The following is a 25297-nucleotide window of genomic DNA, read 5'->3' on the forward strand; positions in this document are numbered from 1 at the left end:
TATACAACTAAATATCACATTATAACTTTATAGCATTTCAACGAAATAAAAATATATAGCCATACACATTTATAAATACTCTACTTAATAACTATTTACTGGTCTTTAATTTAGCCTGAACAATTTGTTCTACCATAAGTGCTGTTCCCATGGTCAATGCTATAGGGAACAACATCTCTACAGAAAACCTAGATAACTCAAGCATAAATACACAAGATGTCATCGGCATCTTTTGAGCAAGGCCAAGGAATGCTACGGCACCGATAAATGCTGCCATACCTAATGATATAGGGGCAACAGCAATAGACCAAATGGTACCAAATACTATAGCTAGCGTACTTCCCAACATCATAGATGGAGTAATACGGCCACCATACGCACCTGCTGCTAATGCGAGTAGTACTGCTACCCACTTAGAACCAAATAAACCTAATGCATAAGTCCATGTAATTTCATTGGTAAAAGTTAATTCATTTCCAGCTTTACCATTCCCAAGGATTTCAGGGAAATACATAGCTAATACACCGATAAGTGTAAATGCTACGATAGAAATGGGAATCATAACAGGACTGCTACGATGAATAGCCGGCAACCTACTTTGTGTAATATTAAATAAAACTACACCTAACGCAATAATAGCACCTAAGGCAATGGAGAATTCAACATAATGGCTACCCAAGCTAGGTTGAGCCATTGTATATTGAATAACATCCCCTACACCTGCCTGTCTCGTAACAAAGGTTGCTAATCCACAGCATATAAGAGCAGCACTCATAGCCCGTATATTCCATGTAAGAAGCAATGTTTCCAACGTAAAAATCGCTGCCGATAACGGTGAATTATAAACCGCTGCCAAGCCAGCACCTGCTGCACAAGCAATCAATAGTTGGCGATCTTCTTGTTTAATATCAAAATGTTTAACTAAAAAAGTAGTAATCCCTGCACTGGCTTCACGTGGTGCAACTTCTCGCCCTAATGGTGAACCAATACCTACGGTAATAATTTGTAAAGTTGCATGTAAAACAGTAGTAATAGGATTCATATCCATCTTACCAGATACAGCCGTTTTAATATCTACAACACCTTTACCATATCGGTGAATAAGTACCCAACCAACACCGCCTATAAGACCGCAAATAATCAATGGTATCAATCGCTCTACCGGAGATACACGAGCTACAGCAGCGCCAAAACTCATATGATCAGCAGAAGAATAATGATATACAAAGTGCTGAATTCCATGTAATAAATGTGTATAAGAGGCCCCTACTAATCCCGCTATAAATCCAACGATAATTATGAGGCCTATTAAACGTTTATCAAATGCCATACTTACTCCATTGCTAATACGACTTCGCCTGTTTCTAATGTTTTCTTAACGTCTATAATACGTTGATTAGATGACCCTCTAAATCGCAATGCTGGATCTTTTAGTTCATCTACAAAGCGACCGTCTACGAGAATATCAATTTCATGTAATAAAGCGCTTCTCAACTCATCTTCTAAGATATCATCTATTGTATAACCTGAATAGGCCCAAATTTTCTTTTCTGGCGCCGCCGCACGAACTGCCCGCACCACCGGTAATAAGCCTTGTACATTTTGGAACGGTTCCCCACCTAACAAGGTTAAACCTGAGCATGTTGGACTTTTCACATAGGATACAACTAAATCAGTTTCAGATTGAGTCCATTCCTTACCGGCATTAAAATTCTGGTATTCTTCATTAAAACAGTTATAGCAACAATGTGTACAACCGGTTACGAATATAGATGTACGAATACCTTCCCCATTGGCAATATCATATTGTCTTATTTGCCCATATCTCATAATTACCTCCATAATAGTGGTTATCAAATGATCAACACCATATAGATATATTTCAATTTCTCATATATACAGTAAAAGCTGTGCCTTAAGCACAGCTTTTACCATGTATTTATAGTAACTATAATTCTAATAATTTTAAATATGCATTACACGATCTTTGATTTCTTTCGTACGACCTTCATTCCAGAAGTTTTCACCTAAATAACCACAAGTACGACGAATTACAGTTAATTTATCGCGGTTTGTGTTGTGGCAACGAGGACATTCCCATTCATTATGTTCATTGACCTTAATTTCACCATCAAAACCACATTCGTGACAGTAGTCGGACTTGGTATTAAATTCAGCATAAGAAATATGATCATAAATATATTGAATCATAGTCAAAACAGCTGGGATATTGTTAGTCATATTCGGAATTTCCGCATAGGAAATACAACCGCCGGTCGATTTCTTTTGGAATTCAGATTCAAAATTAAACTTATCAAATACATTGATTTCTTCACGAACATTAACGTGATAGCTATTAGTATAATATCCTTTATCAGTGATATCTTCAATTACACCAAAGCGAGCACGATCTAGAGAAGAGAATCGATTTGTTAAGCTTTCAGCAGGTGTACCATATAAACCAAAGCCAAGATTATGTTTATCATGCCATAGATTGATGGCATCATTTAAACGATCCATAATTTTCATGGCAAATACACGACCTTTTTCACCTGTGTTAGACTCACCGGTAATCAATCGTGTTGCTTCATAAATGCCGATGTAGCCAAGAGAAATTGTCGCATAACCACCAGTAAGGAATCGACCGATTTTTTCGCCTTTTTTTAGGCGCGCAATAGCACCGTGTTGCCAATGAATTGGAGATACATCACTTACTACATCCTTTAATAAGTTATACCGTAATAGTAATGCTTTTTCTGCTAATTCAAGGCGCTTATCTAAAATTTCAAAATATTTTTCTTCGCTACCACGAGCTAAGATGCCAATTTGAGGTAAGTTCAAACTTACAACGCCCATATTAAAGCGACCATCAAACTTATAGTTCCCCTTTTCATCCTTCCAAGGAGATAAGAATGAACGACATCCCATTGGGCTAAATACATTACCTTCATAGTTTTCCTTCATCTTCTTAGCGGAAATGTAATCTGGATACATGCGTTTAGCAGTACATTGTGCAGCAAGATCAGTTAAATAGTAATATGGACTATCAGGCGTTACATTATGTTCATCAAGAACATAAATCAATTTAGGGAATGCTGGCGTAATATATACATCAGCTTCATTTTTTACACCTTTAATGCGTTGACGCAAAATCTCTTCTGTAATAAGAGCAGCTTCTTTAGCATATTCATAATCAGGCTTAAAATACATGAACAATGTAACAAATGGAGATTGACCATTTGTAGTCATCAATGTATTGATTTGATATTGGATAGTTTGGATACCATCCTTAACCTCTTTACGCGTACGTTTCCACGCAATTTCACGGGCTTTTTCCATATTTGGTTCCATACCGTAAATTTCAACTTGTTCTTCAATAACATTGTTGAGGATTTTTTCGTAAGACTTACGTACGAATGGTGCTAAGATACGATCGATACCGTTGATGCTTTGACCACCATATTGACCAGATGCAACTTGAGCAATAATTTGTGTTGTTACGGTACATGCAACTTGGAAAGACTTAGGTGTATCAATCTTCTTACCATTGATAACTGTACCATTTGTAAGCATATCTTCCAAATTGATCAAGCAACAATTAAACATAGGTTGGATAATGTAATCCATATCATGGAAGTGGATAGCACCACTATCATGGGCTTCTAAAATATCTGTAGGAATTAATTTACGGCGAGCGATATCCTTAGATACTTCACCAGCGATTAAATCACGTTGTGTAGATACAATAGCAGCATCCTTATTAGAGTTTTCGTCGAGAACGCTAACATTACTGCGATCTAATAAACCGATTACATCATCATCTGTAGTATTTTGACGACGTTTAAAAGCTTGAACAGCTTTGTAACCTTCATAGGCACGTGCCGTTGCAGGATTATGATACTCAATCAACTTATAATACACTTGATCTTCAATAGCATAAATTGTCATGTCTTTTTGGAGTTTTGTAGCATATTCTTCAATTTCATCAGCAATAAGCTGTGCCAACCCCTCTTCGTACAACCCTGTACTACTATGCTCAGCTTTTTCTATAGCCAAAGCAATCTTATTCTTATCAAATGGTACCTTTGTACCATCCCGTTTAATGACCTGCAACATATTGGCAACCTCCCCATTTTGTTACCGCTGAAATATATGTTAAGACATAGAAAAAAGTATGGAAAACCATACTTTTTATAAATTTATATGTAAAAATGTAAAGAATTATGACTAAACTCTCTATTTTTTACCGCTAACTCAGTATACTATATATGGTGGTTGTTTTCAAGAACAAATACAATATAAAGTAAAAATAGGCTCTTTTAGCCATGCCAATACAGCATGAATAAAAGAACCTATATAAATTATAATGTAAAACCAAATAGACGTGTCAAGAAATTGGACTTTTGACCTACCCAACTAGAAGGAACCGCTGGATAGAATGTGCGATCAGCTAAAAGATCGCGTTCATTGAGATGAATATTCGGCAACAAATCTTTTTTGTACGTACTATCTAATTTAGAAATAGCTTCTACGTATCCTTGATGTGCTTGTACATCACTTTCATTACAGTAACCAGTACCAAAGAAGTGAATTAGACCATTGCGATATAATTCAATAGCTCTGTGATAATTAGCATTGCTATGATTAAAGGAAGCCATATTACATTGAATTAGTATCCCTTTATCTACCCATTCCAACAATTGCTCTGGTTTAGTAAACAATTGACGATGTATCTCTACTTCACTAATGATAGGAACAATACCCATATTAAGCAAATCTAATAACCATGCATTAATGTGATGGACTTTGCTATTTTCAGGAATGGACACTAACATAAAATGGCTATTTCCCAATAGATATTGATTGCGATGAGAAGCAATATATTCAATCATTTCATCACAAAGCAAAACTCGAGCACCACCATGAATAGTTACATCTACTTGTTGTTCCCCTACAGCAAGCTTCACATCATTCAATGTTGTTTCCATCTCATCCCATGTATTCATATCCATAGATACGGTTACATCAGGTGTACTAAAAATATCTGTAATACCTTGTTCAGCCAAGGATTTTATCATTTTTACTGATTCTGCCATTGTTTGTGGCCCTTGAGGCCCTAACACAGCTGGCAAAATGCAACCATGTAAGTCAACCACGCGATTCATATTCTTTCCCTTCTACTTACGATAATCCCTTACAGAAATCGTTCTCTTTATAAAGTTCATGTTTATCTCATTTATTTTTCATTTTCTATTCATGATTATATCAAGGGAAAAGTGGCTTGTACAGTGGTTTTTATATAAAAATAGATAAATTATAATATGTTCATTTAATATATTTTTTATATTTTCATGTTATCTTCATTAAAAATACCTCATAATCCCTAAGATTATGAGGTATTTATATATATTTGTATATTATTAACAAATTAATTTTTAAATGTACTTCGTTTATACCTGATGTAATGAACTAGTTTCACTACTAGAATACCAATAACAACACCAACAGTATCAATCAAAATATCAGAAACCTGAGAGCTACGCCCTGGTGAGAACAATTGTATAAATTCATCAAGACTAGCTATCAACATTCCTAAACCTATAGTCTTAATTACGGTACCATATGTAATATATCGACGTAGAATCGTATATAAAACACCACCAAGAATTGTAAACTCTGTGAGATGTGCTAATTTTCGAACAATCCTATTTAAGGTCCATATATTTCCATGAAAGCCTAATTTATTTGCTATAGGAGTCAAAGTCTCTGCAAAAAGCAAACTAAATCCATCTGATGATCCACCATTCTGCATCGAATTATCCCATATAAAAAATACTATTAGCCCTAACAGGATATATAGTATCCAACGTTTCATACTACTCTCCTAAACGCCACAATACATATACTTATATTAATCGCGGTCAAAAATGTCTCTTGTGTAAACTTTATCCTTCACATCTTCTAAACTATTATCCCAACGGTTAGCTACTATGACATCACTAACACGTTTAAAGTCTTCAAAGTTACGAATCACAGGGGAATTAAAGAAGTCTTCTGCATCAAGAGTCGGTTCATAAACAACTACTGCAATCCCCTTCGCTTTAATTCGTTTCATTACACCTTGAATTGCAGATGCTCTAAAGTTATCAGAGTTCATTTTCATAGTCAAGCGATAGATGCCAACAATTTTTGGGTTCTTTCCTATAATAACATCTGCTATGTGATCCTTGCGAGTTCTATTAGCATCAACAATAGCAGAAATCAAATTTTGTGGAACATCATTATAGTTAGCTAATAATTGCTTAGTATCTTTTGGTAAGCAATACCCTCCATAACCAAAGGATGGATTATTATAGAAGTCGCCTATACGAGGATCTAAACAAACACCATTAATAATCTGGCTTGTACTAAGACCTCGAACTTCGGCATAAGAATCTAACTCATTAAAGTAAGCAACGCGCAATGCTAAATACGTATTAGCAAATAATTTAATAGCTTCTGCTTCCGTAGAATCCGTATACAATTGAGGCACATTTTCTTTGATGGCACCATCAGCTAATAGTTGACCAAAACAACGAGCCCTTTTAGAGTCTTCTCCTACCACTATACGAGAAGGATGTAAATTATCATATAAAGCTTTACCTTCACGTAAGAACTCTGGAGAGAACATCAAGTTCTCTGTATCGAATTCTTTACGCATTTGAGCTGTATACCCAACTGGTACTGTTGACTTGATAACCATAACAGCATCTGGATTGATATCTAATACTGTTTTGATAACTTGCTCTACAGAAGATGTGTCAAAAAAATTCTTTTGAGGATCATAATTAGTAGGGGTCGAAATAATAACATAATCAGCACCTGTAAAAGCCTCTACAGGATCTAAGGTAGCTTTAAAGTTTAATTTTTTAGTAGCCAAGTACTCTTGCAATTCTGCATCTACAATAGGTGACTCTTTGCGATTTAACATTTCTACCTTTTCAGGAATAATATCGAGGGCTACTACTTCATTATGTTGTGCTAATAAAACACCATTTGAAAGGCCTACATAGCCGGTCCCAGCAATTGCAATCTTCATTTATTTGCCCTCCGTCATATAAAACTCTTTATACCATATAGCAAATTTCCGTAACCCTTCACGTAAAGATGTATTTGGCTTGAATCCAAAATCTTCTTCTAGAGCACTTGTGTCTGCATAGGTAACAGGTACGTCGCCTGGTTGCATCGCCACTAATTCTTTATGGTCTTCAAAATTATAATCCTCTGGTAATACGCCAGCTGCAACTAATTCCTCTGAAAGAATACGCACAAAATCTAGAAGATTTTCAGGATGACTATTGCCAATATTATAAATAGCATACGGAGGAACTGGTAAACCATCGGCACCGTTGCGACGTTCTGGAGCCGCACACATCACCTTAGATACGCCCTCTACTATATCATCGATATAGGTAAAGTCACGTTTACAGTTACCATAGTTAAAGATTTTTATAGTGCCACCGCTCCGCAACGTGTTAGTAAAGCCAAAGTACGCCATATCCGGACGCCCCGCTGGACCGTACACAGTGAAGAAACGAAGCCCTGTACTAGGTATGTTATATAACTTGGCATACGAATAAGCCAATAATTCATTCGATTTTTTAGTAGCTGCATACAGAGAAACTGGGTTATCTACTTTATGCTCTGTAGAGTATGGAATTTGTTTGTTCGCACCGTATACGGAGGAGGATGATGCATATACTAAATGCTCTACTCCACTTTCACCATTATCATAAGAATGACGACAAGCCTCTAATATATTGTAGAAACCAATAATATTAGACTCGATATAAGCATCGGGGTTCGTAATAGAATAACGCACACCCGCCTGTGCTGCTAAGTTAACAACAACACGTGGTTTATAAGTAGAGAAAATTTCTTCGATAAAGGCCTTATCTGCAATATTCCCTTTTTTAAATACCCACGCATTTTTATTATCTTTGCACATCTCATCAATTTGTTGCAATCGATAATCTTTTAAGGCCACGTCATAGTAATCATTAACAGAATCTATGCCGATAATTTGAGTTCCTTCTGCTTCAGATAACAGGGACATAACAAGATTAGCCCCTACAAATCCAGCGGCTCCCGTTACTAGGATCACCGTGTTGTTTAAGTCTACATTTTTTGAAAGCATATGTACTCCTTTCATAGTTCTGTTAATTATGATCGTCTTACTTTACTTAATAATTTATCAACGCCAGAAGTGATAATAGTGCGCTCAGATGGTATGAGATATAAGATAACCACATACAATACAACGCATAAAATCATACAAGCTATAGTCCACCATACCGCATCATATAAATGTAAAATACTATATGCAAGAGCACCAACAATAGATGCAGTAATTAGATATACACCTATATTAGTAATCACCCGAAGGGCACTTATATGTATAAATAATGCTAAGAAAATCATGGCAACCATTAACATTTCCATGCGTACTATTGAACGAGCATAGACAAATGTACTAAAGTCATACTGAATACAAATATAAATGACCGGTATTAATACAACTAAATGTAATATTTGAGTCCAGAATGATAAATTAGGAACTCCTTTTGCACGGAATACTTCAGAAATCAAATTCGCTGTTACTGTCATAATAGCGGAACTCAAGGCCCAAGATCCCAATACAATACCTGCTAACTTCCATTGTGGTCCCAATAAGAGATCAACAACAAAGTCTTGGAATACAAACAAGCCTATCCCTATAGGTACTAAAAAAAGAGCCATATAGCGTTGGAAGGTAAAGAATGTATTGGAAAATGCCTGTTCATCCTGTTGAACTCGACTTAAAGCGGCAAATAATACAGGCGCTAAAGATGAAGTAGCCATAGCCATGACAGTTGTAACAATAGCCATAGGCATTTTATAGATCCCTAAATAATAGGCATCCAAAAAGCGACTAATAATGAAGGTATCCACCCATGCAGTAAGCCAAATAGAAAATGCTTCAGCCAATGACCATGCACTATAACTAAACATGTTCATAAAGACTCTAGAACTAAAGAAGAGATGGATTTGATTTTTCCTACTCTTCAATAAGGCCAAAGCCGTAAATAACTGAGCCCCTAACATACCAGCGATTAAAGACCAATAGTCATATCCCATGAGCGCCATAGGTATGGATATCAATATAGGAGTCAGAATTGTGATGAGCCGAATGTTAAGAAGAAACTTAAAGTTAAAGTCCCGTCTATACAATGCCATTTGTACACTACTGAAAGCAGAGAGCGGAATCATGGCCCCCATTATGGCCAACGGTATGCCTAAGCCATCATTTCCAACTAATACGGCCAGTTCATCACGACCGACTATAATAGCCCCCCACAAGAGTAAAGAAAGAACTAAGTTAGCAATAAAAGCTACATCTGTAGCCTCCTGTTTTTCTTTATCACTTTGAAACTCATGCTGTACAAGAAATTTTTGGAATCCCGCATCAGCTAGCATTTCTGCAAAGGATATAACCATCATAATTGTTGCCAATATCCCAAATGCCGTAGGTGCTAGCATATGGGCCAATATTATATTTGTTAGTGGTGTAATAAGCTTTGCTAAAACCTCTGTTATGACAGACCATTTAGCAGCAGCTACTATTTTTGTATCCATTATTTTTTATTGATATTCTTAATGCCCCGCAAGAATAATTCATGGTGAGCTTCACATTCCAAGTAATTTTGAATTGCTAAATAACTTGTTTTTCCTAAAATAAGTTGTATTAATTTTCGTCCAAATAATCCATTTATTGCACGAATGATAAAAGATCTACCTAAAAATTCACGCAAATATCGCTTTACATGAGTATCAGCAAAATCCTTATATGCTTGAGCAACAAAATGAGCATCTCTAATGTTTTCACTTCGCTTTTTATATTCCGTCAATGTTTCCATGGCTTCCGATTCAGTAGCCAAACGGGTGCCCCTTTCGGTACCACGAATTGGCACTTCAGATACAATAAAACTATCCTTTGTAGCCTCTACACTGATTAATAAGGAATCTTTTACAAACTCCTTATGATGTATATAGGATTCGGAGTTAAAGATAAAGTTACCTTGGCCATAAATAATAGTCCCCTTACCATAGTCCTCACGAGAACCTATACAATGACTATGTTGGCAAATTACAAGATCTGCCCCTTTATCAACAAATTTTCTGCAATATCTTTGTAACATTGGCGATGGATAGCGATAAAACTCCTTCCCACCATGATATAGGACGATAACATAATCACAAGTTTTTTTTAAAGCTTCTACATCATCGAAGCTCTCTAATACATCAAATGGATTAGCCCCCATTGTATGACAAGAAGCAACGGTAAACTCATGTTCTGCACATAAGTAAAATCCTATACGTATACCTTCTTTTTCAAAGATAAATGGCTTTTTAGCTTCCTTTACATTGGCACCAGCACCTGCATTTTTAATATCATGCTTTTTTAATAACTCCAATGTAGTAGTTAAGCCTTCCACACCATGGTCTAAGGAGTGATTATTAGCCAGTGTTAAAAATATAGGTTCTAAAGCCTTATAACCGTATATTGTTTTCGTAGGCGACTTTAAATTATTACCAAATTTATCAATCGGTGTAGATGCATCAGTTAAGGGTACCTCTAGATTAAACACATTTAAATCAGATTGCTTAAAGAGTCCTAATAATTCTTTACCAACTAAAGCTTCTATATTACCAGTTTCAAATAATACTCTATTTATATCCGTAGGAACAAAATCAGCTCCGATGTACAGTTTCAAGGTGTAACCACTCTCCCAATTCATAATCTTTTGATATAGGACGAAACTGTTCTAATCCCGCACCAGGGAAGAACGTTAACTCTCCAATATACAGTCGTCTCTTTATTTCATAGAAATCAACACGTAAAAACGGACAGTCTTTACTAAGTTCTGTAGCAAGTCTTAACATCTCATCATATGTTTCAGGTCTCGGGAACTCTGTTGGCAACGGTGGATAATGGCCAAAATGAATGCCCATAGGTTTCCAATCGATATCGTAAAAATTCATACGCGTTCCAGTTTTAGAAAAACGGTCAGAACAAACTACTGTCATCTTTGGTTCACCGTGGAAACAATACATCTTATAATCTAAGATTTCATTGCTACCTAATTCAGATAAGTATTCCTCTGCGATAATCCGACGAGGAACCTCCTTATAAGGCCACTCTCTGGCTATACGCGAATAATCCCGTTGTAAGGATGCACTTAATTTAGCTTTAGCAGCTTCTCGATCAAGGGATGACTTATCTTTACAAATAACGATGCCCCCACTATCATGTGTACATTTCAAAACAAATTGATTAGGTAATGCATCAAAGTCTATATCCTCTACAGAATCCCAAACAGCAAGTGTGCGAATTATATATTGTTCACCCACCCGTTGAGCAATAAAGTTCTTAGCTTCATGTTTATCAACCATTACAGTTTGTATAGGGTCTCTGTAATTAACCTTTAGCCATTGTAACTTTTCGCTAAAAGTTTTAGGATTCTCTAAATCTAGAGGATAGCCCATGTATTTTGGGAATACTTTCTTTAAAAACTCTTCATCAGATAAAGAATCATAATAACCTAATTTGATTAATACTCTTGTGCGATAGTAAGGTTTTGTTAAAAAGGACATGCCAACTTTACATAACTTGCTGAGCTTCATTTTTACGTCCTTTCCGGATCAATTGCATCTCTAAATAAAACATCATCATATAAAAATATGTACTCTTACTTTCATAAGACACCATCCCCATATCCATGACGATTTGAGAAAGGAATAAAATGAGCACCATTACATATTCATTGCTATGAAAATTTCGATAGCGAATTAAGTTATAAGCTATATACACATACATTGAGTAATACGCCAATAAGCCGATTATCCCTGTACCCGCTAATAGTTCAATATAATTATTATGTAAATAATAATTCTCTTTACCATATAAAAAATAGGTAAGTACAGATGGATTATTAACCCCCACCCCAGTCATGGGCGATTGATAAAATAAATCCCACCCTATATCAACCAAGGCTAAACGAATAATAGTAGATGAATCACCACCAGTACCGGAGAAAGCATCCACCATACTCGACATACGATCCAGAACCTCTGAAAACATAGGTAATTGTAGAACTGCAATACCAATGATGGTAAGAGCTAACAATGACCCAATAATCTTAGCAATAGAATTTACTACATTGGCACTACGTAAACTTTTAAATACAAATAGTAATACTGTACCAACAACAACAAATACTAAAGCTTTACGACTACCAGTAGCTGCTAGAATCCCCAATGTAGGTAAGGCTATAATATTCCACCAACGAGGTCGATCGTATAACATGTAATACAATGTCATAACGATAGCATTGGCACCTAATAAACCTACAGTATTCGCATTTAATGCATCATTTGCAATTCGTGCGGAAGATGACAAAACCGTAATAAAGTAATCTAAGCCATAGAAATATACCGTGTAAAAACAAACTATATAACCGGTCCACATACCAATTTTTAGTAATGTGTCCACCGATGTTTTATCTTGATAACACATGTATAAAATGATAAGCATAAAGAATATCTTGACGATATCAAAACTTCGACTGAGTGCTACAGATGGCTCAATAGCATTAATAGTACTCAGATAACAGGCTCCAATAAAGAGCAGCATATAACCATGCATCCAGGTAAGCCTAAATTTTATAACTCCCTGCTCTCGTATGAGATAAAAAATAATAAGTCCAAATAGGCATACAAATAATACATAGGCACCATAATTCGCATCGCCAAGGGCAAAGGAAATGGTCAACGACAACACTAAAAATATTAGAGTTATGAACCATATCATGCGGTCAGCAATAGCCGTAATATTTAACTTCAATGGTTCTCCTCCTTACAACTCATAAAACATCTAACCAACGTTTAGCAATTTTACATAGTGGGAATTTATCACGAACCTTGATAGCTTCCTGTGAAAGTTTTGCTGCTAGTGCAGGGTCTTTCAGAATACTACGCATAGCTTCATACATGGCCTTTGTATCTCCTACAGGTACCAAGATTCCATTTTCTCCACTATTTATTACCATACGAGCACCACCTACTGGACAGTCTGTAACTACAGCAGGCAAGCCCATGCCAAGTGCTTCTAACATAGAGTTTGAAATACCTTCAAAATCAGATGATGAAACATACATAGAACAAGGTGCAACCTTCTCTAAAATATTACTAGCAAAGCCAGGTAATAAAATACGATTTTCTAAATTGAGCGCTTTAATTTGAGCACGTAGTTCATCCTCTAAAACACCTTGGCCATAAATAACAAGTTTATACTCTGGAAACTCATCTGCCAGCATACTAAAAGCATTAATCATCATAGGCAAATTCTTTTGAGGATGTAATCGACAAGCCGTAACAATTGTCTTCTCACGTTCCCCTTCTATTGGTGGTGGCAGTTTACCATTAATAGGATTTGGAATGATAACACCACGCTTTTGTACAGATTCAGGGAAATATGAACGAGCATCCTCAGTTTGGAATACTAACGCATCAGCAAAGCGAAAGGCAAAATTACGCAACGCTTGTTGATGCCAACCAATAGGCACCTTACGCGGATTATTTCGCTCCGAAAAGACGATGCGATTCTTCACAAACCAAGAGCTAATGGCGAGAATAAAGCTCGATGCCGACAAAAACGATAAGCATGTTGCGTTAGGTCTTGTCTTCAAAATCTTGATCAGCTCTTTAATTTCCTGAATAAAGCGAATTACTTTATTAGAGCTTGTAGTATGAATTTGAATTTGTTCAATACCTTCCTCTAAAGCATATTCATTACCATAACGATTAGGGCTTGTTTGGATAACCGTAATATGGTGACCATCATGCACCCACTGACGAGCTAACTCTGTTAAAATACGTTCAGCTCCATCATTACCGAGGGAGATGGTAACAATAATTATTTCCTTTTTCATAAGCCTTCCTCTTGGATATATTCTGCAAGTCTTACATAGGCTTGTGCCATTGACACTTTAGGCTGCCAACCTAAAGATTTCAACTTCTTAGAGCTTAAGAACATGTGAACTGTCGGTGCGTATCCCAAACCCTGTACATCTTCTGGAATGTCAAAAACTACTTCACTTTTTCCATGACTTACATGCGTAGCTACTAGATGCGCAATACTTGCTATGGAGCGAGTTTCCTCATCATGACAAATATTATATGCTTCACCAGCTTCGCCATCCTTCATGAGGGTTAAAATGCCCGTTAATGCATCAGTAATATAGCAATAATTCGACATGGAGTCACCTTTTGTATGAAGAATAATATTTTCATTTCGTAAAGCACTCTTAGTAAACTGCATGAATACACGATTATCAGATACGGGAACACCTGGTCCAAAGGTTTGAGCAAGTCTAGCTATAACAGCAGGAACTCCAAATTCTACAGCATAGGACTTACAATAACACTCACATAATCTCTTACTTTCAGAATAAGAACTACGAATATTTAAATGATCTAAATACCCTAATCGTTCTTCTGTCATCACTTGTCCGGATTCATAGGGTACACCATACTGTTCCATACTCGATAAGTACACAAGTTTTTTTACCGTTTTATGATGTCCGAGCTCTAACATAGCTTCAGTACCATGAATTGATGTACGAATAGTTTCTACAGGATGCTCCATAAAGAATTTAGATTGTGTTGGTGCAGCACCATGTAAGATATAGTCACAAGGTACGTCAATAGATTCTAAAGCACCATCAATAAGTGTAATGGAATCATTATCTAAGTAGTTACCTAATATAGCCTGTGCTTTATCATGACTTCGTACATGACCTATTACCTTTATGTCCAAGTTAAAAGTCTCATTGGCAAGTATAAGCAATTTTATAAACATAGAACCAATAAGTCCCGTCGCACCTGTCACAAGAATGCGCTGATGGCGGAGGAATTCAAAGTACTCTTTGTCTTGTAATAAAGCTATTAACTCGCGCTTAATAACGGAATTACTCATCTTGTAATCCTCCTAATTCACGGTTTTTAATAATACCTGTGAACATATAATAATCAGATGGTGTAGTAATCTTTATATTTTCTGTTTCTCCTAATACTGGATACAAGGTGTATCCATAATGCATCATCATGGATGCAGAATCTATAAAATTATGGATACCTTCTGCTTTAGCTCTATCATGAACCGATAAAATATCATCTAGTTTAAAGCTTTGAGGTGCTTTTGCCATAAGGCATTCACTACGATTTAAAATTCGGTTTATAGAACCATTATCTGTAACCATAACGGTTTCAATAGCAGGTGTAACTGTAATAGCAGAACCCTTTGTTTCTACAGATTCAATATTCCTCTCTATTGTTGCCTTATCCACAAGTGGTCTAACACCATCGTGAATCAATACGGTAATCTCTTCATTAGGAAATAATCGTTTTGCCTCTGTCAATCCATTATATTGAGAGTCTAAAGCACTGTCTCCACCTGGAACAATGGATACAATTTTTTGTAAACCAGCCTCTTTGATGAGGTTTTTAGTATGATCAATCCACTCTGCTTTGCAAGCTAAAACAATACCGTCAATAGAGTCGGTTTGTTCAAACACATCTAAAGTTTGAATCAAAATAGGTCTACCGTTCCATTCTAGAAACTGTTTTGGCGTCTTGCTGTTATTCATTCGAGCACCTACGCCACCCGCAAAGATTACTGCTATTCGTTTCATAGGCCCTCCTTAAGGTTGAGCTTCGTTCTTGGCATAATGTATGCCTCTATACTCCTTGTAAGGTGTATGTAAATCAGCAAACACAGCATCATGTTTTGCTACACGCTGTTCTACTGGTGGTAATTGCATATAGTCGCCCCAAATGAGACGTAAATATCTTTCATACCCTTTCATAACAGGTATCTGATGACCTTCAAAGTCTTTATATACAACAGATTCGAAGTCTTCTCGAGGATGACGCAACTTCATGCCTTTTAAACTACCAATTAACTCAGTACACTCCTTGCTCGTATTAAAATCATATTTAGTCATTTGCTTTTCTGCAAAGCGCCATATATGGTAACGTAATGACTGACTAGAGAATACCTTGTAGATACATCCTGCTAATGCACGATACATCGGTCCTTTATTATCCGGTAAACGTTGTGCATTAAAAAGTGCAAAGGTCATAGCCCACATAAGTTGTAAAGTGCGGCTAATTTTTCCTGGTGCACAACCATCAATAGGCATAATTTCAAGAGCTAAACCATGACAAATATCTTCATGCATACTATGACGATTAATAAATGTCGTATGATTATCTCTAATAGAAGCACCTGCATCATGATAGATATGATGCCGATCCGTACGACAATAGGTATACCGTTCTGTATCTGCATACTTAGGCCATAGTTCAGCTAACTTTTCGTAATCTGGACGTGGCATAAATAAATCCAAGTCGTCATCCCAAGGGATAAAACCATTATGACGTATAGCCCCAATGAGGCCACCGCCACAGAGATAAAAGCGCAAATTATGTTTGTCACAAAACTCTTTAAAGTACAGCAACATACTAAGCTCTTTTTCTTGTATTTCCTTTGTCATAGATGTACTCATAGGAACCTCTCTTAACGTAAAACAGCTAGTACGGTATCAATCATCGTTTTAATATCTTGTAGAAAAGAAAACTCTTTAATACTCTTTAAATTCCAAGCCATTTTGCCTGGTAAAACCTCATTGATATACACTTCATCAACATTTTTAGCATTTTGTAAAAGTTGATCTTCGTCTTTATAGGCAATGCTTGCCACACTAGTTACACCAGCTGGCAATAATAAAGTCGCCTTCATTTCATTGGTGTAGGCCGCCACATAACGAGGCACCTCTGGTCTTGTACCAACAAAGCTCATATCTCCTAATAGGATATTGATTAGCTGAGGCAATTCATCAAGACGACAGCTACGAAGCATATTGCCTACCTTTGTAACGCGCATATCATTTTGTGATGTCACCTGAGCACCTAATGATTCCGCATTTTTTACCATGGTACGAAATTTATAGATACCAAATGTACGACCATATTGCGTCACCCGAGTTTGGCGGAAGAAGACCTCCCCTTCGCTATCTCGTTTAATCATGATGGCTAACACCAAAAATACAGGACTTAATACAATGAGCATACCAGCGGCTATAACACGGTCAAATATGCTTTTACAAAGAAGGCTTGTTCGTCTTTGGTTTAATATTTCAAAGTAAGGACACACCTCTTCACACTGCAACTCTTGTGGTAGATCGTGAAAGTTTTTTACTAACATTCGGTAATAATCCTTTTAAATGTTTCAATGATATATTGCACTTCTTCATTCGTCAGCAATGTATGAAGAGGCAATGTGATTTCATTTTTAAATTGATTATAAGCATTTGGATAATCATCAATGGTAAATCCTAAGTTCTTATAAGCCGTATGCATAGGAATTGGCTTATAGTGAACATTGGTTGCAATACCAGCTTCAGCCATAGCCTCAATTACCTTATTACGGTATTCAGCATCTTGACCATCTAATCGTACTAAATATAAGTGGCCACTACTTTGATGGTCATCAGTATAATGATGTAGCAATGTAACAGGTAAATCTTTAAAACCTGCATCATAAGCTGCGATGATTTCTTTACGTCGTTCTAACAGTTTTGGGTATCTTTCAAATTGAGCCAAACCAATAGCCGCCATAATATCGGTCATATTACATTTATAATATGTACCCTTAATATCGTATTCCCATGCACCAGCCTTTGTCTTAGCAAGGGCGTCCTTATCTTGTCCATGCAAAGATAATAATTGGAATTGCTTATAAATGACTTCATCATCAATACCATCTATATGTCGCCATGTAGCACAGCCCCCTTCGGCAGTCGTAAAGTTCTTTACTGCGTGGAAGGAAAAACTACTAAAATCAGCTACATTACCAGTGGGTATACCTTTGTATGAAGCACCAAAGGAATGGGCACAGTCCGCTACGATAGGAATATGTCCCAATGCTTTTTGAATATCATTGGCAGGTGTAAATAGCGATTTCTTTTCGTTTACAATAGAGCGTAAACGGTCATAATCACAAGGTACCCCTGCAATATCTACAGGAATGATTGCCTTTGTTTTTGGTGTAATAGCACGAGCCACTGCATCATAATCCATTTCAAATGAATCTTTTTGGGTATCTACAATAACTAGTGTAGCCCCTACATGAACAACAGGACTTGCACTAGCAGTATAGGAATAGGCACTGGTAATAACTTCATCGCCAGGTCCAATACCTAATACACGAAGAGACATCTCAAGCGCCGCGGTAGCAGAGTTTAAACAAACAGCTTTAGGTGTACCTAATTGTGCCGCAATCTTTTTTTCCAATTCTTTAGTACGCGGTCCAGTTGTAATCCAACCACTCTTTAAGGCTTCAACAACTTCATTGATTTCTAACTCTGTAATATCAGGAGGGGAAAAATTAATTTTCATATACATCACCTCATTACTTTCTGTACCTTATCGATACGCTTGATTTATCTAATGGAGTATATATTAAATTATTGACTACACATCAATGACGATAGAACCTAATAAAGGAATTCCTACTTGAGTAAGTCGTTTCTTAGCTTCTATTAAATCGTTAGGACTTGCTACTTCAGTTTTAACAACAAGCATAACAGCGTCAGATTTTTCAGCTAATACAATGGCATCCGTAACATCTAATACTGGTGGTGTATCAATGATAACTACATCATATTCGTCGCGGATATAATCCCAAATTGTAGATAATTTACTAGAATCTACGACTTCAGAAGGATGTTCAACTATTTCGCCTGCAGTAAGTACATCTAGATGAGGGACAATATTGCGATGAATCGTCAAATCTTCATCCATAATAACTGCGTTAGTAAGGCCTTTATTTTGCACGTTGAATACTACGTGCTGAACTGGATTACGTAAATTACCATCTACCAAAAGAACTTTGTTATTATTCTTCGATAAAGCTAATGCCGTATTAGCCGCTACCTCAGAGGTGCCTTCTCCACTAGTAGCAGCGGTGATACAAATGATCTTACATTTATGTTGATTACATACGTATTGTAAATTGCTGCGCAATGTACGATATGCTTCTACAAGTGGTGTATCACCACGCTCATTAGAAATTAGTCTAATCATATTAACCTCTCACTTTACGCCACAATGCTACAACACGATTACTTGGTTCTTCATATTCCTTTTCTTCATGATTTGGAATGACACCTAAGTTTTCAATACCAAGAATCTCATTGATTTCTTGTACGGATTGAACCTTGCGATTACAGAAGAACTGACCCAATGTGTAAAGGCAACCAAGAATAATTCCTAAAATTGCAGAGCCTAATAAAATAAGTACTTTACGAGGAGCAATAGCTTTTTCTGGCAATGTAGGAGCATCTACGATTTGCACTTCATTTGGCACCATTACTTCTGCTACCTTGGCTTCTTCTAAGCGTTTAGATAGCATTTCGTAAATATCTTGTGCTACATCTACATCACGTTTGGCTTGAATATAACCACGTTCTTTTTCTGGTAAGTTTTTCATAGCCTCTTCGTTTTCTTTATCAAGTTCAGCCAATGTAGACTCTTTGCCTTGTGCTACGGCTAAAGCCGCTTCATTTCTGAATTTATCGGCCAACAAACCTTGTTGAGCAGAATTGCTAGATGGTGCTTGTTGGGTTGCAATAGCATTAATCTCAGCATTTAAGCCGCTTTTTGCTTCTTCAATTTGTTGGTTAAGTTCTTTCATCGCAGGATGCTCATCAGTATATTTGCCAACATAGGAGGCCTTACGAGATTCTAAATCGGCTAGTTGCCCTTTATAAGCCTGAACGGTAGCACTGTCAGCAATACTTTTACCAGCAGAACCTAATTGCTCATTAATACTGCCCAACGCTGCTTGCGCTGTTTCTAAATCAAGTTGATTTTGAGCTTTCTCACGATCGATAAGGGTAATCTTATCCGTTAATCCCTTCATTTGATCTGCGGTGGAGTAAACCTTATTATCCACTTGGAATTGTTGCAATTTCTTTTCTGCTTGCTCCAATTCTTCTTTTGCAGTTACTACGCGTTTTTGCAAGAACTCACGTGTCGTCCGTTGCTCAACATGTGAAATGTCTGCTAAGCGCTTTAAGAATGTATCAATTAATAATTGATTAGCCTCTTGTGCTTGTTCTGGACTTTTACCTGTGACACTAACTTGTAATAATTCAGTTTCTTTATATGGTTTTGTTTCGATACGCGTTTTAACAAACTCTTCGTATGTAGGTGCTTTACCTGTTCCCTCTGGATCTTCAATAGCGGAAATAACAGGTTCTACAACATTACGACTCTTTAAAATTTCTGCATCTGTATTCATCAATTGACGTGCCATAGAATCAGAATAACCATTAGCACTTGATAATACAGAGTTACTTAAACCTTGAGATTGTTTAATGCGCAACATAGATGTAGATTGATAGGTAGATGGTGCTAACAGGCTATATGCACCACCTAATACAATACAAGCAACCATTACATTGATAATTTTACGGCGCCGTTTAACGAGGACTCTACCGACCTCTTTTAAATCAATAATTTGTTCCACCCATATACCCCTTTCTGTGAAAGTTTACAAACAACAGGGTCTCTCCCTTTTAGGAATATGTACTGTATATCTCCCTCTCACGTAGATTACAGTTTTGAATAAATGATTATAATTAAATTGTTATACATTATGATTTGGATGATATGTTGGGACGATATCTTGTAATACATTGATTACATCCAAATCAGATTTACACGTTTCAAAGCGCTCGATTTCACCACTTAACCATTCTTGGTCTACATCTTCTAATGCAGCTTCAAAAATCTTCTTATGTGTAGTTGTGTTAGTGCCTTCTTCAGCAGTTAATAATTCTTCATATAGCTTTTCACCTGGACGTAAGCCAGTAAATTCAATACGAATATCTTTATCAGGCTCATATCCAGAAAGACGAATCATATTCTTTGCTAAATCAACAATTTTCACTGGTTCACCCATATCTAATAAGAACACTTCACCACCATTCCCCATAGCACCAGCTTGTAAAACAAGTTGGCTTGCTTCTGGAATAGTCATAAAGTAACGAGTCATTTCGGGATCTGTAACAGTTACAGGGCCGCCAGCTTCAATTTGTTTACGGAATAATGGAATAACAGAACCTCGACTACCAAGAACATTACCAAAGCGAACGGTAATAAACTTTGTATCGTACTTATGATTCATACCAAGTACAACCTTTTCTGCCACTCGCTTCGTAGCACCCATGACACTTGTTGGATTTACCGCCTTGTCTGTGGAAATCATAACAAAACGTTCAACACCATGTGCGCCTGCTACATCTGCTACATTACGAGTACCATAAATATTATTTAGCACCGCTGCAATTGGTTGGATTTCCATAAGTGGTACATGTTTGTGAGCTGCTGCATGGAACACTACATCTGGTTCATAGTCAGTAAAAATTTGGTCTAACTGATTTTTATCTCGAATATCAGCAATAATGGGAACCAAAGTCCCTTCAGGTACAATGGATCGCAACTCTTGGTGAATAAGATAAATACTATTTTCACCATGTCCTAGTAACAATAGTTTTTTAGGTTTTACCCGCAGTACTTGACGACAGATTTCAGAACCAATAGAACCACCTGCACCAGTAACAAGAACTACTTTATCCTTAAGATATGGTTCCACCTTAGATGTATCGAGATGAATTTCATCACGCTCTAATAAATCCTCGATAGAAACAGGATGAAGATGAGATACAAGGACTTCGTCATCTAGTAACTGGTACATCCCCGGCAATGTATTAATCTTACATTTAAGAGGAGAGCAGATTTCCATAATCTCACGAATGACATCACGCTTTACAGATGGCATGGCAATGATAATTTCTTCAACCTTATATCTTGCTACAAGCATTGGAATATCTTCACGATTCCCTAAAATTCTAAAGCCATTCATAAGACGATTATGTTTAAACATATCATCATCAACAAAACCAATGATTCTTCGAGACCGCTTATGATAACGTTCGATTTCACGAGCTATCGTCGCACCGGCATCACCAGCACCTATAATGAGTGTATTTACTTGGCCACTTTCACCATCGTCCCCATTACTATAATGAAGTGCCACATAATGAAGTAACATACGGCCCATACCAACGGTACCGGTAGTTAAAAACCATGTAATAAAATAGATAGAACGCGGTAAAGATTTGTCAAAAGCAAACATAGAGGAATAAAAGATTGCTGTACCAATAGTTGTAGCTACAAAAACAGCTAGAACCTCTCTCATCCCTGCATAACGCCATATGCGCGTATATAGGTGCATAACCAAGAACATCAACATATATGAAACCAATAATAATGGCAATGCGTCTACCATTTGATCAATATATCGAGGTTCTATATAACCATCAAATCTAATAAATAAACTGATAAATGCAACAATAACAATCGTCGCAATATCGGCAATAAACAGTATGGCTGGTAATAAATATGAACGCAAAAGAACGCCCCCTTATATGTGAGATAAATCCTATCCTTAATCTTTACCGATTCGAGATACCATGTATGCGCCGGTCAAGATTGGAGCAATATCACGAGCAAAGTTAATACGACTGTTTTTAGTTAAGTAAAGAACATCGCCCTCTCTCATAATATAGTTTTCAGACATATCTCCAGTTTGTAAGATACGATTTAGATTAATTGGGATTGGTTTTTCTGGATTATCTTGATGAATTAAATAAATTTTCTTCTTCGCTGTATCCCAGTTAAAGCTACCAGCAGCACCAATAGCATCGATAACAGTACTAGACTTAGTCAATGTATAGGCACCAGGTTTGTTAATCTCACCGAATACATACACACGAACACCACCAAGTTTCGTAACATTTACAGTAATATCTGGATTAATAATGTAACGAGATAGACCTTGCTGCAATTGAGCCGTAAACTCATCGACGGTTAATCCATCCGCTTTTACTGGTCCCACCATAGGAAATGATACATATCCATCAGGACGGACAGTGTACATAATGTCGTTCCCATTACGTGTACCAAGATCCGCTTGTTGTACAACTTGAATGGTTAGTTCATCACCTTGACGCAAGCGATACTCTTTATCAGAGCTCACAACGGATGCACTTGTTTCTAGTGGTGCATGACCTTCTGTTTGTAATGCTTTAGCATTGTAGGACTGTTCTGTTGTTACATTAACAGATGCAGCCATAGATGTTGTTGTGGCACATAAGAATGCTGCCATCATCATATACTGTTTTTTATTCATACTTTACCTCTTTGATTTACATACAACCCACTCAATACATCACTTATTTTCTAAGATTATTAATCCTAAAAAATCGGTTAAGTCATTTTATCATTATTTTAAATTTTCTTCCATAAACGCAGACCATTCTGAGCCAACTTCATCAAATCTTTAAGAAGAAATCCCGTAAATATAAGGATTTCACTATCTATTCATGGGTATTTTTTTACTCATTTCACTCACATTTCACCCGATTTTTTCATTTGTTTTCGATAAATAAATTAAATATATATAAACTCAATTCACCATCGCTTCACAAAATCATCAAAGCCTCATCAAATTTATTGATGAAACAAAAAAATAAGGTGTATATACTAGCTTGCTAGTATATACACCTTATTCAAAATTTTAGATAAGCGCTACCGACTTAAGGTATTAATTATTCAACACGACCGCCTAAATATGCTTCCATAACGCGAGGATCATGACGTACTTCATCAGCTGGACCAGATAATACCATTTTACCTGTTTCCAATACATACGCGTAATCAGCAATTTTCAATGCTTGTCGTACATTTTGTTCTACCAAAAGAACAGTAGTTCCTTCAGCACTAATTTCTTTGATAGTTTCAAAGATTTCATTTACTACTAATGGTGCAAGACCCATTGATGGTTCATCCAATAGTAAGAGCTTTGGACGTGCCATAAGTGCACGACCAATAGCTAACATTTGCTGTTGACCACCAGATAGAGTACCACCTAATTGGTAACTACGTTCGTCAAGGATTGGGAAGCGTTTAAATACTTTTTTAATATCTGCTTCAATCTCATTATCGTTACGAATATAAGCACCCATTTCTAGGTTTTCATAAACGCTCATATCTTGAAGAATTTGACGACCTTCAGGAACCAAGGAAATACCACCATGTACAATTTGATGTGTTTTATGACCAGTAATATCTTGGCCTTCAAATAATACTTTACCAGATGTTGGTTTTACAAGCCCCATGATGGTTTTCATAGTTGTAGATTTACCGGCACCATTGGCACCAATCAAGGATACAATAGAGCCTTGAGGTACTTCTAAACTAATATTTTTTAAGGCTGTAATATGTCCATAACCAGCCACGATGTTTTCTAGCTTTAACATATTACGCCTCCTCTTTACCTAAGTAAGCTTCAATTACAGCCTCATTGTTTTGAATTTCTTGAGGTGTACCTTCAGCAATCTTTTTACCAAAGTTGAATACTACCAAACGGTCACAAATATTCATCATCAATTCCATAGCATGTTCAATTACGACAACAGTAATACCTAGATCGCGAATCTTACCAATTAATTGGCGCAATGCTTCTGTTTCACTATCGTTCATACCTGCTGCTGGCTCATCGAGCAAAATTAATTGAGGATGCGTTGCCAAGGCACGTGCAATTTCAAGGCGACGTTGTTTACCATATGGCAAAGATGTAGCTACCTCTTCAGCATCGTCTTCAAGACCTACCAACTTTAAAAACTCATAAGCAATACCACGACAACGTTCTTCTTCAATACGTTGGCGTTTAGTTCTTAAGAAACTAGCAACGAAACCAGAACCTGTTCGGCAATGCATACCTGTTAAAACAGTTTCTAAAGCTGTCATATTACCAAAGAGACGAATATTTTGGAATGTACGAGCTATACCCATTTCAACTGTTCTATGTGGCTTAATACCTACAACAGACATGCCATCAAATACGATTTCACCAGAACTTACAGGGAATACACCAGTAATCAAGTTAAAGAGTGTAGTCTTACCAGCACCGTTTGGACCAATAACACCAAACACTTCACCTTGTTTTACACCAAAGGATATACCGGTGAGAGCTGCAACGCCACCAAAGCTTTTACTTACGTCATTTAATTCTAATAGCATTCAGTTC

Annotated in this window: 23 protein-coding genes; all 23 read right to left on the minus strand. The window is 36.7% G+C overall.

What is annotated here, in order from left to right; genetic code table 11:
• Window positions 1-91: 91 nt before the first annotated feature.
• Complete coding sequence (locus tag EL171_RS06100; RefSeq protein WP_005386986.1) at window positions 92-1330, minus strand: chloride channel protein; 1239 nt, start codon at window positions 1328-1330, stop codon at window positions 92-94.
• A gap of 2 nt (window positions 1331-1332) precedes the next feature.
• Entirely contained in the window at window positions 1333-1830 is a 498-nt protein-coding gene (gene nrdG, locus EL171_RS06105) for an anaerobic ribonucleoside-triphosphate reductase activating protein (RefSeq protein ID WP_039969258.1), read from the minus strand.
• A 135-nt stretch (window positions 1831-1965) separates the two neighbouring features.
• Window positions 1966-4116 (minus strand): anaerobic ribonucleoside-triphosphate reductase, encoded by a 2151-nt coding sequence (gene nrdD, locus EL171_RS06110; RefSeq protein ID WP_005386990.1) that lies wholly within the window; start codon window positions 4114-4116, stop codon window positions 1966-1968.
• Between the two features lie 245 nt (window positions 4117-4361).
• Window positions 4362-5165 (minus strand): CpsB/CapC family capsule biosynthesis tyrosine phosphatase, encoded by an 804-nt coding sequence (locus tag EL171_RS06115; RefSeq protein ID WP_005386991.1) that lies wholly within the window; start codon window positions 5163-5165, stop codon window positions 4362-4364.
• 263 nt (window positions 5166-5428) lie between these two features.
• Complete coding sequence (locus EL171_RS06120; protein ID WP_005386993.1) at window positions 5429-5875, minus strand: VanZ family protein; 447 nt, start codon at window positions 5873-5875, stop codon at window positions 5429-5431.
• A 36-nt stretch (window positions 5876-5911) separates the two neighbouring features.
• Window positions 5912-7078, minus strand: a complete 1167-nt coding sequence (locus EL171_RS06125; RefSeq protein WP_005386998.1) for a nucleotide sugar dehydrogenase — start codon at window positions 7076-7078, stop codon at window positions 5912-5914.
• Window positions 7079-8176, minus strand: coding sequence for an NAD-dependent epimerase/dehydratase family protein (locus EL171_RS06130; RefSeq protein ID WP_039969261.1), 1098 nt, complete (start codon window positions 8174-8176; stop codon window positions 7079-7081).
• Window positions 8177-8202: 26 nt separating this feature from the next.
• Complete coding sequence (locus tag EL171_RS06135; protein ID WP_005387002.1) at window positions 8203-9654, minus strand: lipopolysaccharide biosynthesis protein; 1452 nt, start codon at window positions 9652-9654, stop codon at window positions 8203-8205.
• Complete coding sequence (locus EL171_RS06140) at window positions 9654-10793, minus strand: CapA family protein (RefSeq protein WP_039969263.1); 1140 nt, start codon at window positions 10791-10793, stop codon at window positions 9654-9656. Before EL171_RS06140 ends, EL171_RS06135 begins: the two co-directional genes overlap by 1 nt.
• Window positions 10771-11703 (minus strand): ATP-grasp fold amidoligase family protein, encoded by a 933-nt coding sequence (locus EL171_RS06145; RefSeq protein WP_005387004.1) that lies wholly within the window; start codon window positions 11701-11703, stop codon window positions 10771-10773. The genes EL171_RS06140 and EL171_RS06145 overlap by 23 nt, the downstream gene beginning before the upstream one ends.
• On the minus strand, window positions 11681-12922 hold the full coding sequence (locus EL171_RS06150; protein WP_039969265.1) for an O-antigen ligase family protein: 1242 nt from the start codon (window positions 12920-12922) through the stop codon (window positions 11681-11683). The genes EL171_RS06145 and EL171_RS06150 overlap by 23 nt, the downstream gene beginning before the upstream one ends.
• 19 nt (window positions 12923-12941) lie before the next feature.
• Window positions 12942-14009: a glycosyltransferase gene (locus EL171_RS06155; protein WP_005387006.1), complete on the minus strand. Its 1068-nt coding sequence runs from the start codon at window positions 14007-14009 to the stop codon at window positions 12942-12944.
• On the minus strand, window positions 14006-15055 hold the full coding sequence (locus EL171_RS06160) for an NAD-dependent epimerase/dehydratase family protein (protein ID WP_005387007.1): 1050 nt from the start codon (window positions 15053-15055) through the stop codon (window positions 14006-14008). The genes EL171_RS06155 and EL171_RS06160 overlap by 4 nt, the downstream gene beginning before the upstream one ends.
• Complete coding sequence (locus EL171_RS06165; protein ID WP_005387013.1) at window positions 15048-15770, minus strand: IspD/TarI family cytidylyltransferase; 723 nt, start codon at window positions 15768-15770, stop codon at window positions 15048-15050. The genes EL171_RS06160 and EL171_RS06165 overlap by 8 nt, the downstream gene beginning before the upstream one ends.
• A 9-nt stretch (window positions 15771-15779) precedes the next feature.
• Window positions 15780-16646 (minus strand): LicD family protein, encoded by an 867-nt coding sequence (locus tag EL171_RS06170; RefSeq protein ID WP_039969266.1) that lies wholly within the window; start codon window positions 16644-16646, stop codon window positions 15780-15782.
• Window positions 16647-16657: 11 nt separating this feature from the next.
• Window positions 16658-17344, minus strand: coding sequence for a sugar transferase (locus EL171_RS06175; protein WP_005387016.1), 687 nt, complete (start codon window positions 17342-17344; stop codon window positions 16658-16660).
• Entirely contained in the window at window positions 17338-18537 is a 1200-nt protein-coding gene (locus EL171_RS06180; protein ID WP_039969267.1) for a DegT/DnrJ/EryC1/StrS family aminotransferase, read from the minus strand. The genes EL171_RS06175 and EL171_RS06180 overlap by 7 nt, the downstream gene beginning before the upstream one ends.
• Before the next feature lie 75 nt (window positions 18538-18612).
• Complete coding sequence (locus EL171_RS06185; protein ID WP_005387020.1) at window positions 18613-19224, minus strand: CpsD/CapB family tyrosine-protein kinase; 612 nt, start codon at window positions 19222-19224, stop codon at window positions 18613-18615.
• A 1-nt stretch (window position 19225) separates the two neighbouring features.
• Window positions 19226-20671, minus strand: coding sequence for a GumC family protein (locus EL171_RS06190; RefSeq protein ID WP_005387022.1), 1446 nt, complete (start codon window positions 20669-20671; stop codon window positions 19226-19228).
• 120 nt (window positions 20672-20791) lie between these two features.
• Window positions 20792-22618: a polysaccharide biosynthesis protein gene (locus EL171_RS06195; RefSeq protein WP_005387024.1), complete on the minus strand. Its 1827-nt coding sequence runs from the start codon at window positions 22616-22618 to the stop codon at window positions 20792-20794.
• 36 nt (window positions 22619-22654) lie between these two features.
• The gene (locus EL171_RS06200) at window positions 22655-23398 is read right to left on the minus strand and encodes a polysaccharide biosynthesis/export family protein (RefSeq protein WP_005387026.1); all 744 of its coding nucleotides are present in this window, start codon (window positions 23396-23398) and stop codon (window positions 22655-22657) included.
• A 418-nt stretch (window positions 23399-23816) separates the two neighbouring features.
• Window positions 23817-24527 carry an ABC transporter ATP-binding protein gene (locus EL171_RS06205; RefSeq protein ID WP_005387028.1) on the minus strand — a complete coding sequence of 237 codons (711 nt, stop codon included), beginning with the start codon at window positions 24525-24527 and terminating at the stop codon, window positions 23817-23819.
• Window position 24528: 1 nt separating this feature from the next.
• Window positions 24529-25290, minus strand: coding sequence for an ABC transporter ATP-binding protein (locus EL171_RS06210; RefSeq protein WP_005387030.1), 762 nt, complete (start codon window positions 25288-25290; stop codon window positions 24529-24531).
• Window positions 25291-25297 lie beyond the last annotated feature (7 nt).

It is taken from the genome of Veillonella dispar (assembly GCF_900637515.1).
In the GTDB taxonomy this organism is placed as follows: Bacteria; Bacillota; Negativicutes; order Veillonellales; family Veillonellaceae; genus Veillonella; species Veillonella dispar.